The 13,847-nt window shown below is 42.7% G+C and carries 13 protein-coding genes and 1 tRNA gene; 4 read left to right on the top strand and 10 right to left on the bottom strand.

Features of this window, described 5'->3' with window-relative positions; genetic code table 11:
* Positions 1-178 precede the first annotated feature (178 nt).
* From E0D70_RS12505 to E0D70_RS12485, 5 genes are all read right to left on the bottom strand, one after another.
* Entirely contained in the window at positions 179-1,108 is a 930-nt protein-coding gene (locus E0D70_RS12505) for a ribokinase (RefSeq protein WP_133012631.1), read from the bottom strand.
* Complete coding sequence (gene uriT / locus E0D70_RS12500; RefSeq protein WP_133012630.1) at positions 1,105-2,535, bottom strand: uridine transporter UriT; 1,431 nt, start codon at positions 2,533-2,535, stop codon at positions 1,105-1,107. The genes E0D70_RS12505 and uriT overlap by 4 nt, the downstream gene beginning before the upstream one ends.
* A complete protein-coding gene (gene uriH, locus E0D70_RS12495) occupies positions 2,532-3,503 on the bottom strand; it encodes a uridine-preferring nucleoside hydrolase UriH (RefSeq protein WP_133012629.1) in 972 nt (323 codons plus the stop codon). Before uriH ends, uriT begins: the two co-directional genes overlap by 4 nt.
* A 307-nt stretch (positions 3,504-3,810) precedes the next feature.
* On the bottom strand, positions 3,811-4,644 hold the full coding sequence (locus E0D70_RS12490) for a phytanoyl-CoA dioxygenase family protein (RefSeq protein WP_133012628.1): 834 nt from the start codon (positions 4,642-4,644) through the stop codon (positions 3,811-3,813).
* Between the two features lie 98 nt (positions 4,645-4,742).
* Positions 4,743-5,615 (bottom strand): AraC family transcriptional regulator, encoded by an 873-nt coding sequence (locus tag E0D70_RS12485; RefSeq protein WP_133012627.1) that lies wholly within the window; start codon positions 5,613-5,615, stop codon positions 4,743-4,745.
* Positions 5,616-5,941: 326 nt separating this feature from the next.
* On the opposite strand from E0D70_RS12485, the gene E0D70_RS12480 reads away from it, so the two are divergent.
* A complete protein-coding gene (locus E0D70_RS12480; protein ID WP_133012626.1) occupies positions 5,942-6,763 on the top strand; it encodes an alpha/beta hydrolase in 822 nt (273 codons plus the stop codon).
* Positions 6,764-6,800: 37 nt separating this feature from the next.
* A complete protein-coding gene (locus E0D70_RS12475; RefSeq protein ID WP_133012625.1) occupies positions 6,801-8,036 on the top strand; it encodes an ABC transporter substrate-binding protein in 1,236 nt (411 codons plus the stop codon).
* Between the two features lie 291 nt (positions 8,037-8,327).
* On the opposite strand, the gene E0D70_RS12470 is transcribed toward E0D70_RS12475, so the two are convergent.
* Positions 8,328-8,873: a hypothetical protein gene (locus E0D70_RS12470; RefSeq protein WP_133012624.1), complete on the bottom strand. Its 546-nt coding sequence runs from the start codon at positions 8,871-8,873 to the stop codon at positions 8,328-8,330.
* Between the two features lie 25 nt (positions 8,874-8,898).
* On the opposite strand from E0D70_RS12470, the gene E0D70_RS12465 reads away from it, so the two are divergent.
* Positions 8,899-10,112 (top strand): IS3 family transposase gene (locus tag E0D70_RS12465; RefSeq protein ID WP_133012623.1). Its coding sequence is split into 2 segments (ribosomal slippage): positions 8,899-9,208 and positions 9,208-10,112, totalling 1,215 coding nucleotides; the frame shifts between segments, so codons are not numbered across the junction.
* Here the strand turns inward: E0D70_RS12465 and E0D70_RS12460 are convergent.
* From E0D70_RS12460 to E0D70_RS12450, 3 genes are all read right to left on the bottom strand, one after another.
* Positions 10,105-10,692 carry a hypothetical protein gene (locus E0D70_RS12460; RefSeq protein WP_240537113.1) on the bottom strand — a complete coding sequence of 196 codons (588 nt, stop codon included), beginning with the start codon at positions 10,690-10,692 and terminating at the stop codon, positions 10,105-10,107. The genes E0D70_RS12465 and E0D70_RS12460 overlap by 8 nt on opposite strands.
* 248 nt (positions 10,693-10,940) lie before the next feature.
* Positions 10,941-11,017: transfer RNA gene (locus tag E0D70_RS12455), tRNA-Ile, on the bottom strand.
* A gap of 103 nt (positions 11,018-11,120) precedes the next feature.
* Complete coding sequence (locus tag E0D70_RS12450) at positions 11,121-11,981, bottom strand: AraC family transcriptional regulator (RefSeq protein WP_133012622.1); 861 nt, start codon at positions 11,979-11,981, stop codon at positions 11,121-11,123.
* 120 nt (positions 11,982-12,101) lie between these two features.
* Between E0D70_RS12450 and E0D70_RS12445 the strand changes: the two genes are divergently transcribed.
* Complete coding sequence (locus tag E0D70_RS12445) at positions 12,102-12,632, top strand: peroxiredoxin-like family protein (RefSeq protein ID WP_133012621.1); 531 nt, start codon at positions 12,102-12,104, stop codon at positions 12,630-12,632.
* Between the two features lie 325 nt (positions 12,633-12,957).
* Here E0D70_RS12445 and E0D70_RS12440 read toward each other — a convergent pair whose 3' ends face one another.
* Complete coding sequence (locus E0D70_RS12440) at positions 12,958-13,374, bottom strand: hypothetical protein (RefSeq protein ID WP_133012620.1); 417 nt, start codon at positions 13,372-13,374, stop codon at positions 12,958-12,960.
* Positions 13,375-13,847 lie beyond the last annotated feature (473 nt).

Below are 13,847 nucleotides of genomic sequence, written 5' to 3'. Positions count from 1 at the left end.
GCCAGCTCACTTATTATTTGACTCTAAGAAGCACAAAAAAGAGCGATGGTTTACAGGCGAAGCTGGTTTTGATCGTCGCCAAAACTTGCCTAGTTCAGCGCACTGACAACGTGCCTCTGGGCTGAACAACTAAACTCAACTTAATCTGTCCACCCCACTTTTGACTAAATCATACGGTTCAAATCAGCGCCATCACATCCTCCAAATGCGGATAAGCTACCTGAGCACCACGTTTGGTAGTTGCCAACGCAGATGCCACAGATGCCTGCCGTGCAGCGTCTACGAGCGAATCGCCGCCTGCTAAGCGGGCTGCGACAGCGCCTGTAAAAGCATCACCGGCGCCAGTAGTATCCACGACATCTACCTTTGTCGGTGCAATCAGTACCGCGGGAGCCGAAGCATTGGTGGAATCTAGCACCACAGAGCCAGCCGCACCGAGTGTTACCAGCACCTTAGACAGCCCGCGCTCAGCAAAACTTTCCACTGCCCCGTGCCAAGCTTCAGCCGGCGCATCAGATGCGGGCATGTCGACACTATCCAGAAAGGCTGAAGCCTCATGAATGTTGACCAGCAACACATCAACCGACTTCGCCAACGCCTCGCTGATAGGTTCGTACGGCGAGAGGTTCAACAAAACTATTGCTCCGGCATCATGCCCGGCAGTAGCGGCAGCCAGTACGGTCTCCGGGGCTATTTCTAGGCACAGGCAGACCACGGCAGCGTCGTTAAACAGTGCTGGAGTCATGTGAGCAGGCTGTAGCATTGCATTGGCACCGGCGGAGATAATGATGGTGTTCTCGCCCTGAGCATCGACCGAAATGACGGCAACGCCAGTGGGCTCGGTGACGCGGAGGAGATGATCGGTATTGACCCCCGAACCATCAGCACAGGCCAACAGCATATTGCCATTGGCATCTTTGCCTACAGCGCCCAGCAACGTCACCTGACCGCCCAGACGAGCTGCCGCAACAGCTTGATTAGCACTCTTACCACCCGGATTCACCACAAACCCATTGCCCTGCAGTGTTTCGCCTGGATTGGGTAACCTGTCGCAGTAAATGGTCAGATCAGCATTGAGAGAACCAGCAACCACTATTTTCCTACTCATGGTGCAACCTCTGCATCAAGGGGTTTGGGCACTAACATAGAAGCCGCGAAGGCTGCGCCAGTGATGACCAGAGCCACGATAACAACCGTCAGGTAAGAGCCATGGTCACCCAGTGAAGCTGTGGCAACTAAGATAGCCGGTAGGATCAAGAAGCTGAGTCCAGCGCCGAGGTTGAAGGCACCTGCGTTCATACCAGGCAGGAACCCAGGGTTTCCCGCCGGAGACAACACCACACCAAGACCATTAAGCATGATATTAACAGTACCGGCATACATGATGCCCAACAACACGGTGCCAGTGATCATCCAAGCTAAGCTGTGCAGTCCAAGGAAACCAATGATAACCAGCGCGACCATGCTACCCAGCAGCCCCACTCGCAACATGATGGTGTAACCAATAACCGGCGCAAGCCGACCTGTGAAGGGGCCAAAGAGCCAACCCAACAGAGCATAAGGTGTCAGAATCAGCAAACTCATCTGTGTGGCGCCAATACCAAAGCCGGGATCGGTAGCCTGCACAAAAGCCGGAACAATACCGTTGATGACGGCAAAAATACCCGTCATGGTCAAAGTGGTGGTTAGCAACGGAGCCCAAGTGGAGCGCTGGCGCAGGTGCACAATCTCAACCATGGGGTGTGAGGATACTTTTTCCACACGCCAGAAAGCCATAAAGGAGAACGCAGCAAGCAGCGCCAAAGACAATGAGGCTACCAGCGGAATGGTGGTAATGCCGTCCACTAACTTGGTGGCCTCATTCAGCGCGGTTAATAGAGCGCCCACGGCGATGACGATAAAGAACACCCCCAACCAATCCATCTTGGTACCTTCGCCGGGCTTGGATTCCTTGGCTAGGAGCACGATGAGCAAGGTAGCGACGGCGGCAATGACCACCATGAGCCAGAAGATGCTGCGAAAACCAAAGTTCTCGGCAAAGTAGCCGCCAACAAAAGAGTCAATACCGGCAATACCACCATTGACGGCTGTAATCATGCCCATCAAGGCACCGTACTTCTTAGGGTCTTTAACTGCGGACCGGAGCATGATCAGACACAGCGGAACCGTAGGACCACTGACGCCTTGAATGATTCGCCCTACAAAGAGCCAAGTAATATCCGGAGCCATCGCTGAGATAATAGAGCCCACTCCCATCATAAGCATCATCCCGATCAGCACTTTTTTGCGACCAATAATGTCACTTAGGCGAGGAAGGAACAGCGAGAAGACGGCAGCCGCAGTGAAGAACCAGGTTTGCGACAGGCCAATGGAAGCTTGGCTGGCGTTAAGTTCCTCACCCATGGTGACCAGAGCAGGGCTAAGCATGGAAGCGTTGAGCTGGAAAGCCACACAGGCCGTGAGCAGCGCTATCATGAGAGCTATAATATTGCCGGGCTTACTCAGCGCTTCGGATGTTGTCGTTACCGTGCTCATACGTCGACCTCACCAATACGAACAAGTGCGTCAGTGACCATATTCCAAAACTTCGCATGGTCCAGCTTGACGGCCACCGATGTTTTGCAGTCCGTTGGGGGTGGAGCCCGAAAGTCAGCTACGGTCATGCCTAGAGTCAGTGTGCCAGTAAGTTCAATGTCTACGGGGACCTTTTGTATGACCATGACGGTGGGATCAATGACATAGGCCACCGCGCATGGATCATGAACCGGCGGATAGTCAAAGCCCTGCGCGTCCTTGTACGTCTGGGCGAAGAATTTCATCAGCTCCATGACGAACTTAGCAGGCTTAGTACCAACAGCTTTGATCGCTGCAACCACATCAGGAGTAGCGAGAGCCTGATGAGTGAGATCCAGTCCAACCATGACAACTTCCCAGCCAGCATTGAATACAATGTGTGCGGCTTCAGGATCAATCTTGATGTTGAATTCGGCCACCGGGCTCCAGTTGCCCACGTGGTAGCCACCCCCCATGAGAACAACTTCTTTTACACGCTCAATGATGCGCGGTTCCTTGCGTGCGGCCATGGCAATGTTAGTCAGTCCAGCGGTGGGAACAAGGGTCACCGTGCCTGGTTCATGGGCCATGATGATTTCAATAATTAGGTCAACGGCGTGGCGCGGATCTAGCTCAATGGTCGACTCAGGTTGTTCCGGACCGTCCATTCCGGATTCACCATGAATGTCAGGGGCCGTCTCGATACTGCGAACCAAGGGGCGATCACAACCTGCAGCAAAGGGGATTCCAGTGATGCCGGCAATAGTCCCCACGCTCAGTGCGTTGCGGGTGACCTTTTCAAGTGTTTGGTTACCCACTACCGTGGTCACGGCAAGTAAATCAATGTTGGGGTTGCCATGTGCCAAGAGCAAGGCCACCGCGTCATCATGCCCAGGGTCGCAGTCAAGAATTATCTTACGGGGCTGGGCGGCGGAATTTTGCTGTTTCATAGTATTCTCTCCACATCATGAGGCGGCTCCGGAATGTTCCGGTTACAAACTGTAACAAACAGTCTCACCGCCTGAGGGCAACGTCAAGCACCTAACTTGACCTACGTCAAGCATTTGACTGCTGTGGTGACTATGATCGTTCTTGGACGCCGGTACGACCAATCGACTCATGTCACTGCCACCAGTCAGCTCACTTATTATTTGACTCTAAGAAGCACAAAAAAAGAGCGATGGTTTAGTAAACCATCGCTCTTGAAACAGACCTAACTACTCACAAAACAGACCTAACGACTGATAAAATAACTTATTAAATAAAAGGTTCTATTAAAGGATTAAGCTTACCATCAGCCATTTCTCCCGGCTGTCTATCAGGAAGCCAACGCGCCATATCATCTCGACGGCCTTTATTCCAGCGGCCTTGGCTATCGGGATCTTCTATAATTTGGGTTTCATCAGCATACCAAATAATTGTCATGGCTTCCCGCATCACACTAGATTGATTTTCATTGGCTCCATGTAAGCACCAACCAGAGTGAAAAGTGGCATCACCAGCTTTCATATCACCATGATTAACTATTTCAAACCCTTTCTCTTGGCACATTTCACTGAGTATTTTTTCCGATTCATCTGATATAGGAATGTCCCCTAAATACCCAACCTTGCCCGTACCACTGGCAAAGTTAAGCGTTCCCATGTTCTTAGTAACGTCCACCAAGGGCATCCACATAGTGAGTATTTTATCGGTCTCTAATGGCCAATAATATTGATCTTGATGCCAAGGTGTTAGCCCACCATTAGGTTCTTTATATAACGCTTGATCATGGTAAATTCGAACTTTTTCCGTCCTCAATAGCTGTGCAGCAACGCTCGCAAATCGTTTTGCCATTACAAATTTAGCGACATCTGGATAATCTGGCCATAAATTCATAATCTGTAGAAAGGCTTTACCGTAGGTGTCTCTTTCTTGAAGTGGTTTTAAAGCAATTCGACTCTTACGATCCTCTACAGCCGAACGTATTGATTGACGACTTAATTCAACCTGAGAGGCATTACAAACATCATTGATTCGCACATGACCATTCTTATTAAACTCAGCGATCACGTCTTCTGATAGGTTAAGTGTTTGATCAAAACTAGTCATAATTGGCTTCTCCAAATAGTCATAAATATGCAATTAGAGTACAAAACCAATCCTTTAATAAAAACATCAGAATGACTAAAAAATATCAGATATTTGTACTAACCTGCTTTATTAACAGAACGCCCGACAAGATCATTCCGGTACTGTTTTGGCGTTACAGAGAATTGTTTTTTAAACACAGCAATAAAATGAGAAGGATTTGAAAAGTCTAGCTCATAGCTAATTTCAGTGATTGATTTATTACTCTGCGTCAACATACGAGCAGAGCTATAGAGTTTATGTCTAACCGTATATTCAGAAAAATTAAAGCGGAAAACACTCTTAAACAAACGAGAAAAATAAGACGTAGAAATATGACATAACTCAGCGGCTTCAACTAAAGAGAGCTCAACATAAGCATTATGACGAAACAAATCTATGACTGGCTCAAGACGCTCATAACCTTTGCTTGTGGTAATAGGTTGGGCATGCAAATAACTAACTGGCTTGGCATGCTCAACAACCCAAATAATTAATAATTTAAGCAAGGTTAAACTCATATTACTATGAGGGTCTTCTTCATAACTCTTTTTCAGCCATGTTAACTGTTGCTGAACATTCTGTAATTGTTCTTTATCTAAGCGTAAATGAATGCCAAATTGTAAAAAATCCGCTTCTTTAGTGAGATTATTATCTTCTAAAAATGCAGGTAAAAACTGCACTATCGTCCAAGACTTTTGCTCTGAGCTCAATTCGAAGTCGTGGGTTTCAAGCGCGGGTGTAAACACAATATCGTGATCTTTGAGCTGAGATTCTCCTTGAGAATAGAAGTACGAGCCATCTATTTCATCAAAAATAATAAATTCATGAACTTCATGAAAATGCATAAAACATGAGTAGCTCTCATTTTTTTCATACGCCACGCTGTGTACTTCAAATTGATAACCTTCTTGGATGCAGAAAGGCTCACAATAGGTTTGTGTTTTTATCATTATTTTATTCCAACCTAGACAAAAGTATTCAAAACATCAGATATCGATCATTATTCGAACAACAAGAGAGATAACAAAAACCGCAAATTCATGTCATTACGAGACAAACATTTAGCAGAATATCACATTCTTTACATGTTTTAATCTAGGCTAATAAGTGACATCACGCTATGCCACGAAAATTAGATGAATATTATTTTATATAACAAGGGTCAAGCTTGAGGGCTCTCACAAGTCTGATCGTAATATCCAAGCATTCGTAATCTACTCCATAGTCGCATTGCGAAAAGCGTTATGGTTTCTCACTGAGGCTAAGCGAGGCAATAATGACGATCAAGCGTTTAGAAGTGTCTAACCCAGCTTATACACCAAACAACACACAGTTTTTGACCATACATTCATCATATTTAGAGCGTCGTCACGATGTTTCAATTTATAACATTAACGCTCAAGGAAAAGACGTTCCCATCATCGTTTTATTGCATGGCGTCTACGGAAATCACTGGGTATGGATGCACTTAGGTGGGGTGCATTTAGTTTACGAAAAATTGAAAAAGGCTAACAACCTTGGCGAATTTGTTTTAGTTATGCCCTCCGATGGCGGCCTGCAAGACGGCTCCGCGTACTTACCTACAAGTAATCACGGTAACTATGAACAATGGATCATGGAAGATGTTTTAGATGCCGTTATAGACAATGTCGCTTGTGTTTCAAGTAACAGTCACATTTACCTAACAGGTTTATCCATGGGAGGTTACGGGGCATTACGCTTAGGTGCAAAATACGCAGATCGTATTAGTGGCATTTCGGCTCACTCCGCAATCACCAAACTCGAACAAATATGCCTATTTACCGATACACCGCTAGATCAATATGCCTGCCTTAACATAGAACAAGACAATCTTATATTTTGGATAACCGAAAATGCAGCAACGCTTCCGCCGCTGCGCTTTGATTGCGGAGAGGATGATTTATTGTACGAAGCCAATGTCGAACTACATAACACATTAGACACACTCAACATAAAACATCAATTTGAACACTTTACGGGGGAACATAGCTGGCCATATTGGCATCAGCATATTGAACAAACATTCCAATTTTTTAATCTCATTGAGTCAGAACAACCAGTCATAAAACACGATTAATGCCACTCTAAATAAAAAGAAGAAAGAGGCTATAACCATGAAAAAACTAAAATCCTTATTAACCCCACTCCTACTGGCAACGGCACTCATTAGTTCAGCCCACGCAAGCACACTCGTTATCAATTCAGACCAAGCCGATCCAGCGCCAAAAGCTGCTTTTCAAAAGATCATGGCGAAATTTGAGGCAGAAAACCCTGAGATCAATGTTGAATTCAATATATACGATAAAGAGGCTTATAAAACGGCTATTCGTAACTGGCTAGCCACCTCGCCTCCGGATGTTGTCTTTTGGTATGCCGGCAATCGAATGAAAACCTTTGTCGATCGGAAATTATTTACCGATGTCAGTGATATTTGGAAAGAGCTAGACCTCAAAAAGAGCATGCCATCTTCTGTTTCCTCCATGACTGTCGACGGTAAACAATGGGGTATCCCTTATACTTATTACCAAGTAGGCGTGTATTACCGTAAAGATATATTTGAAAAATACGGCCTTTCTGCTCCAAAAACTTGGCAAGATCTATTAAAAGTAAGTGCGACGCTCAAATCCAATAACGTAGAGCCTATTGCGATTGGAACTAAATTTTTATGGCCTGCAGCCGCTTGGTTCGACTATATAGATTTACGACTAAATGGACTTAAGTTTCATATGGACCTAATGGACGGCCGTATCGCTTATACTGACGAGCGAGTTCGTAATGTCTTCAAATATTGGAAAGAGCTGGTTGAACCAGGTTACTTCTTACAAAATCATGCTTCGTACTCTTGGCAGGAAGCGCAGCCATTCTTATATAATGGTTCTGCCGCTATGTATTTGATTGGTAACTATATTGCTCCTAACTTCCCAAAAAACTTAGACGGAAAAATAGGCTTTTTTCAATTCCCAATCATAGATCCTACAGTACCCGTTGCAGAAGATGCTCCTACCGATACGATCCATATCCCAGCCAAAGCAAAAAACAAAAAGGACGCGCGTAAGTTTCTTAAATTTATGGCTAGAGCAGATAACCAAACGCTCGTTAATGCCGCATTACTGCAAATACCAACGAATAAAAATGCGTCTATCGTAGACAATTATTTCTTAAATAAAGGCGTCGAAGTTCTAAATAACGCCAGTGGTACCGCTCAGTTTTATGACCGCGACACACCACCTAATATGGCTAAAGAAGGAATGAAAGGCTTCCAAGAGTTTATGGTTAAACCCGAACGACTAGACAGCATACTCAAACGTCTAGAAAAAGTTCGCCAACATACCTTTAAAGTAAAAGAATAAAGCAACAATAAATAAGCCCCTAGAAAGTTAGCACTCACTAACTCTCTAGGGGCTTTTTTATATGGTGAGTCTGTCTCGACTTGAACGATGGACCTGCCGATCATGGGCTTTAATACCTATTAATTGATGTAGTTTGATCTAGATTCATGAAATATATTTAATCATAAAAGACTACACATTCAAGACGCTAAGTCCGATGACTTAGTCATAGAAGTACAGCTTTCTAGTAGGAAATTCTTTCGTGTCTAAAAGCATCTCAAAGAGCATTTTATGATAGGCAGCTACACAAAATTAGTTACAGCCTTTTAACATTAGATTTACTTTTAGAAAAATCAGGTTTCTTTCATCATTTTCACTGAATTTAAACTTCCCTTTAGTAACAGCATTGAATCGTTCAAAGTAGTAGTCCAGAAGCGGATCATATCTACCCGTATAGATCCAAGTATAGAGCTTTGGTAGTTCATAACTTAACTCTCTACCAAGATCTGAACTATTATTCACATCAGAATCAGTTTCCAAATCAACGATATTCATTGATTGTAGATTGGCCTTGATCTCCTCAATAGTAGGTAGTAGCGACTCTTTATAAGTATCAGCTAGAAGCTCAAGCGCAGCATCAGTCACATTTGCTTGAAATATCATAATCAGGTCATCAATCTCACCGTTGTAATAGTCATTATCCAACCGCTTTTCTGATTCGATTTTTAGAACGTATAGCTGTTCTAATGGATCAGATTTAGTCTCAATAGACTGCTTAGAAAAGTTTGTCTGGTACTCTTTAAACAAGCTCTGAATCTTTTCAGCAATTACTTCAAGATAGTCATATTGTAGTGGCATAGTGAATTTGGCCACCTGATTAGAGATGATAAACTCATCTCATAACTTTACAGGTGAACAAATGACTAAACCAAGAAAACCTAATTTTAGCCCTGAATTCCGTTTAGAAGCGGCACAGCTTGTTATAGAACAAAATTATAGTGTCGCAGAAGCAGCTGAAGCGATGGGGGTGGGCAAATCGACCATGGATAAATGGGTGAGACAACTCCGCTCAGAGATCCGTGGCGAAGCTCCCAAAGCAACACCAATGACAGATGAACAGCGTCGAATTCGTGAATTAGAAAAGCAAGTTAAGCGCCTTGAAATGGAAAAAGACATTTTAAAAAAGGCTTCTGCTCTCTTGATGTCGGACGAGCTGAAAGGCTTGCGTTAATTCATCGACTGCAAGAGAGCTTTCCCGTTGATCATCTCTGTCAGTTATTCAATATTCATAGAAGTAGCTACAGGTATTGGCGTGATAAAGCGGTCGGTGAAACACCTGCTCGTATTATGCTCAAAGAAAAAGTTCGAGCCGCTTTTAAAGTGAGTGAAGGCTCTGCGGGAGCGAGAACGATCGCAGCCATTGTCACTCAGAGTGGTACAAGCTTAAGTCGGTATGTCGCAAGTAACTTAATGCGCGAACTTGCTTTGCTTAGCTGTCAACAGCCTAAGCATCGCTACAAACGAGCAAAGCAAGAGAGTTCAGTTGAGCCGAACCTTCTGGCTCGACAGTTCAAAGTGAGCTTTCCTAACAAGGTTTGGTGTGGCGACATTACCTATGTTTGGACAGGAAGCCGTTGGGCTTATTTAGCGGTTGTGATGGATTTATATGCTAGAAAACCAGTTGGCTGGGCGATGTCTCTGAGTCCGGATAGTGAGCTTATTAGTAAGGCCTTTATTATGGCTTATGAATTAAGGGGAAAACCTAAGGGAGTAATGTTTCATTCAGATCAAGGCAGTCAATACACAAGCTTAAAATATCGTCGTTTGCTGTGGCGGTATCAAATTCAGCAAAGTATGAGTCGCCGTGGAAACTGTTGGGATAATGCCCCGATGGAGCGTTTCTTTAGAAGCTTCAAAACAGAATGGATGCCTGAATTAGGTTACCGGACTTTTTTAGAAGCAAAACAGGCTGTAACGGATTACATAGTAGGATACTACAGCCAAACTAGGCCGCATCAGCATAATAGAATGTTGCCACCGAACAAAGCGGAAGAGTTGTACTGGAAAAACTATAAAACCGTGGCCAGTTTTACTTGACCACTACATATCGAGTTGTTAGAAATTTCAATAACTCACTTATGTAGACGTCCAGAGTTAAGTCTTCTTCACCAATTTCTCTACTGTATAAGTGAACAGTTAAATCAGCATTGTTTAAATAGCTCTTGAACGGCCAACTTGCAAAGCGTTTTGAGTTAGATTGATTCAACTCTACAGGATGAGCACCAAAGCAAGCTCTTAGAGTTTTAAAGTATGTATTGTCATCTTCTCGCTCAATTAGGCGATTGTGAAAACACTTCTTCTCACCTTTAAATGGAACTGTTTTTTCATTCACAAAAACTCTGTGCAGTTGGTTTACTGATGCCGAGATTAGGTCAATAGATGATATGAGGGAGTAAATCTGCATACACTTTACGTCTATGTTTGAATCGAACTTAGGTGCATTATCTAAGTGCCGCACTGAAACACTGATCCAATCCATACAAGAGCAAACGAGGTGAAAAAGATTCTTACCACCTTTATCTTTGTAAATTTGATAAACGAACTTTGAATTAGAATTAACTAAATCTCTAAAATCTGAGATTTTTTCATCAGTCACAATACCTTTCATTTCAACCACACACATCAATCCTAGAATTAGCCTAAATTACCACCAAAATATCGATAGTTCATTAGCTATCTGTGCCGAAGCATCCATCTGTTCGTGTCCTGAACACGGAAAAAATAAGAGGGTATTAGAGAAATATACGTGTTTAGCTGAGTGTTAAAACTCGTTTTAGCAACGCCCGTACTTGACTATATTTCACAGGCAATAAAAAAGCCCCTAGAAGGTTAGTTTTCACTAACGCTCTAGAGGCTTATTTTATATGGTGGGCCTGGAGTGACTTGAACACTCGACCTGCCGATTATGAGTCGGACGCTCTAACCAACTGAGCTACAGGCCCTAAAAACGATTCGTATTATAGCTATATGCTTAACTAATGCAAAGATAGAGAGGCAATTTTTATGTATTAATTCAATCAAATGCCAAAAAATATTGATTCATTACTATGATATCGCCTGTACTTGGCGATTTATCATTCCTGGTGCGATCCCCATTACTTTTTTAAAAGCACGCCGAAACGCCGCTTCACTCTGATAGCCAAGTTCATGACATAGGATGGCAATATTTTCATCACCTTGTTTGATACGCTGCGCCGCTAACCGCATTCGCCATGACGTCAAATAGGCCATTGGTGTCATACCCATCGTCGTTTTAAACAAGCCACTGAAAGCCGAACGGGACATCCCTGCTTTCTCCGCAAGACTGGCGACTTGCCACGCTTCATGTGGGCATTCATGAATGGCGACTATCGCTCGCGCTAATTTACTATCACTTAATCCTGCAAATAATCCAAATTGAATTTTTTTGGTTTGCATAAAAAGTCTCAACAATTGCACTAAATAGGCTTCCGCTAACCGCTCTACAACAATCTGCGATCCACAACGAGGTTGCATGACCTCTGTAAGTAATAACGAATTTAATGGCGATAGCTGTTGAGCCGCTTCATCCTCCCGTTCTACTTTCACCCATTGCCATTCAACATCAAGTAGTGGGTTTAGTGCTTTCGTACCAAAATCGAATTCGCAGATTAACAGCTTGTTATCCACGTTTTTGTTAGCGCTCTCTGTCTTAGATAACTGCACTTCAAGATCTAATCCCGAAGCCAACCAAATACCATCGCCAGTGTTTAATGCTGTCCGGTTGTTGTCTTTTGTTTTTAGGATTAACTCGCCACTTATCACGTACAACCAATAACTAGAATCAACAGAAAGAGACAAGCTACCTCGTGGCTCCAAAAAAAAGCAACTACTGACGGAAGTGGCCTTTGGACGAAAGGCGCTCAACACAGAAGAAAGTCGATCCATTATTCCTTAACCTTATAAAATACGATCTGCAATGAAATTAGCATTAATAAGCACCTATCGTATCAGGTTTTATCCTATTATGCCTTCATGGTAAAAATAACCAACTATGAGGACGCAGAAATGACCGTATTAAAACCTAGAGTTGCTACGCCTGAATTGGCACTTAACACGCTAACAGGCTCTTGGTCTTTGGCTGAGCAAACACCTGAGAATTTTACAATGGTGGTGGTTTACCGTGGCCTTCACTGCCCTCTTTGCAAAAATTATTTGAGAGAGTTAAGTCGTTTAGCGGATGATTTTGCGGCAAAAGGCGTCAGTGTTATTGCCCTTAGTAGCGACACGCAAGAGCGCGCTCAGCAAGCTTCTACTGAGTGGGAAATAGAAAACCTGACTATGGGCTACGGCCTGACCGTTGAGCAATCTCAAGCATGGGGATTACATCGCAGTGCTGGTCGCGGTTTAACCAGTATTGGTGTTGAAGAACCGGCTGAATTTACTGAGCCAGGATTTTTCTTAATTCGTCCAGATGGCACTTTATATTGGAGCAATATCAGCACTATGCCATTTGCTCGACCACACTTTAAAGAAGTGCTTGGCGCTATCGATTTTGCGGTAAGTAAAGACTACCCTGCACGAGGTGAATTAGTTTAATTTCATAATATTGAATTAACTATTCCAGAAAACATAAAGCAAAACTCTATTCGAGTTTTGCTTTTTTTAATTCGAATAAACCAAACATACTCAGGTATTTTAGTAGATTTAAAAGTTATATCTATAACTCATAAAAGTCTTAAAACAACTTACAAAAAACTTTATATGAAACAATTCATTAATATGTCTATTTTTAGTACTCATTAAAATACACATTATTCTTTAAAAACTAATAGCATAAAAAAAGCACGCCCTCAGAAAGGACGTGCAAAATCATCTACACTCATCTATCTAACACACTTACTTAACGCACTAACTCAAAACACTATTTTCCAATAGAAAACTTATTGTCATACTCACGGAAAAGATACAGCATAAAAATAGCGGCTAGCATTGGCCAAGCAGCAAAGAACAATAAATTGGCACCAGCCCAAGGGTCAAGGTAGCGTCCAAAAGAGACTAGAGTTGAGCTTAAGTGCATGATTAATATAATCAAAGTCACCCATCTTTTTTGAAAGCCAATCAAAAAGCTCAAGATCAAAGCCAGCTGCAACGCCCCGATAAGGTAAGTAATACTGTTACCCAAAGCAGGAATGGAGTAAAACACCTTCAGGACAACGGCCGCATGACCTGGGTTGATAAATTTATCTATTGTCCACATGAGCAATACTATAAATACGCCTAAACGCAAACCTAGCAAACTCCACTCTAACTTCTCTCGTGGTAAAGTAATTGTACTCATTCTAAAAACCTTTTTTATGTGAACTTTTATAAAATGTAACTTTGAACACGCTAATTAATGTACATTCCATATCACATTTATTATCTATGTTATTTAAACAAAGCATTTAATTCCAAGGCCACTTTAAAAGAATAATAAAATAAAACAATATTATTTTTTCTTATGATCATTTATTTCTATTTTTTAAAGTTTTTCACTAAATAAAGACAGAACTTTTATTATTATATCCTGAATTTAGTTGGAACTAATTCTGAATTTAGAGATCATCAGATGTTGTTATATAAAAACAATATTATGAAAAAACGAATAGAATGATGATCTACCCTCGTAACGGCACACTATAACTCTATATTCCTAAATTCAGATAATAAGTGCGACACTGCTAATCAGGTGTAGAAGAAGCCAACTGCTGAAGTTGGTATGATTCTTCTTACCACAGAACAAAGCAGTACCAACATGAATTATCAGCAGTT

The sequence above is a fragment of the Marinomonas flavescens genome (assembly GCF_004352835.1).
GTDB lineage: Bacteria > Pseudomonadota > Gammaproteobacteria > Pseudomonadales > Marinomonadaceae > Marinomonas > Marinomonas flavescens.
The sequence above is the reverse complement of the archived record's forward strand: the minus strand, read 5'-3'. Positions and strand labels throughout refer to the sequence as shown.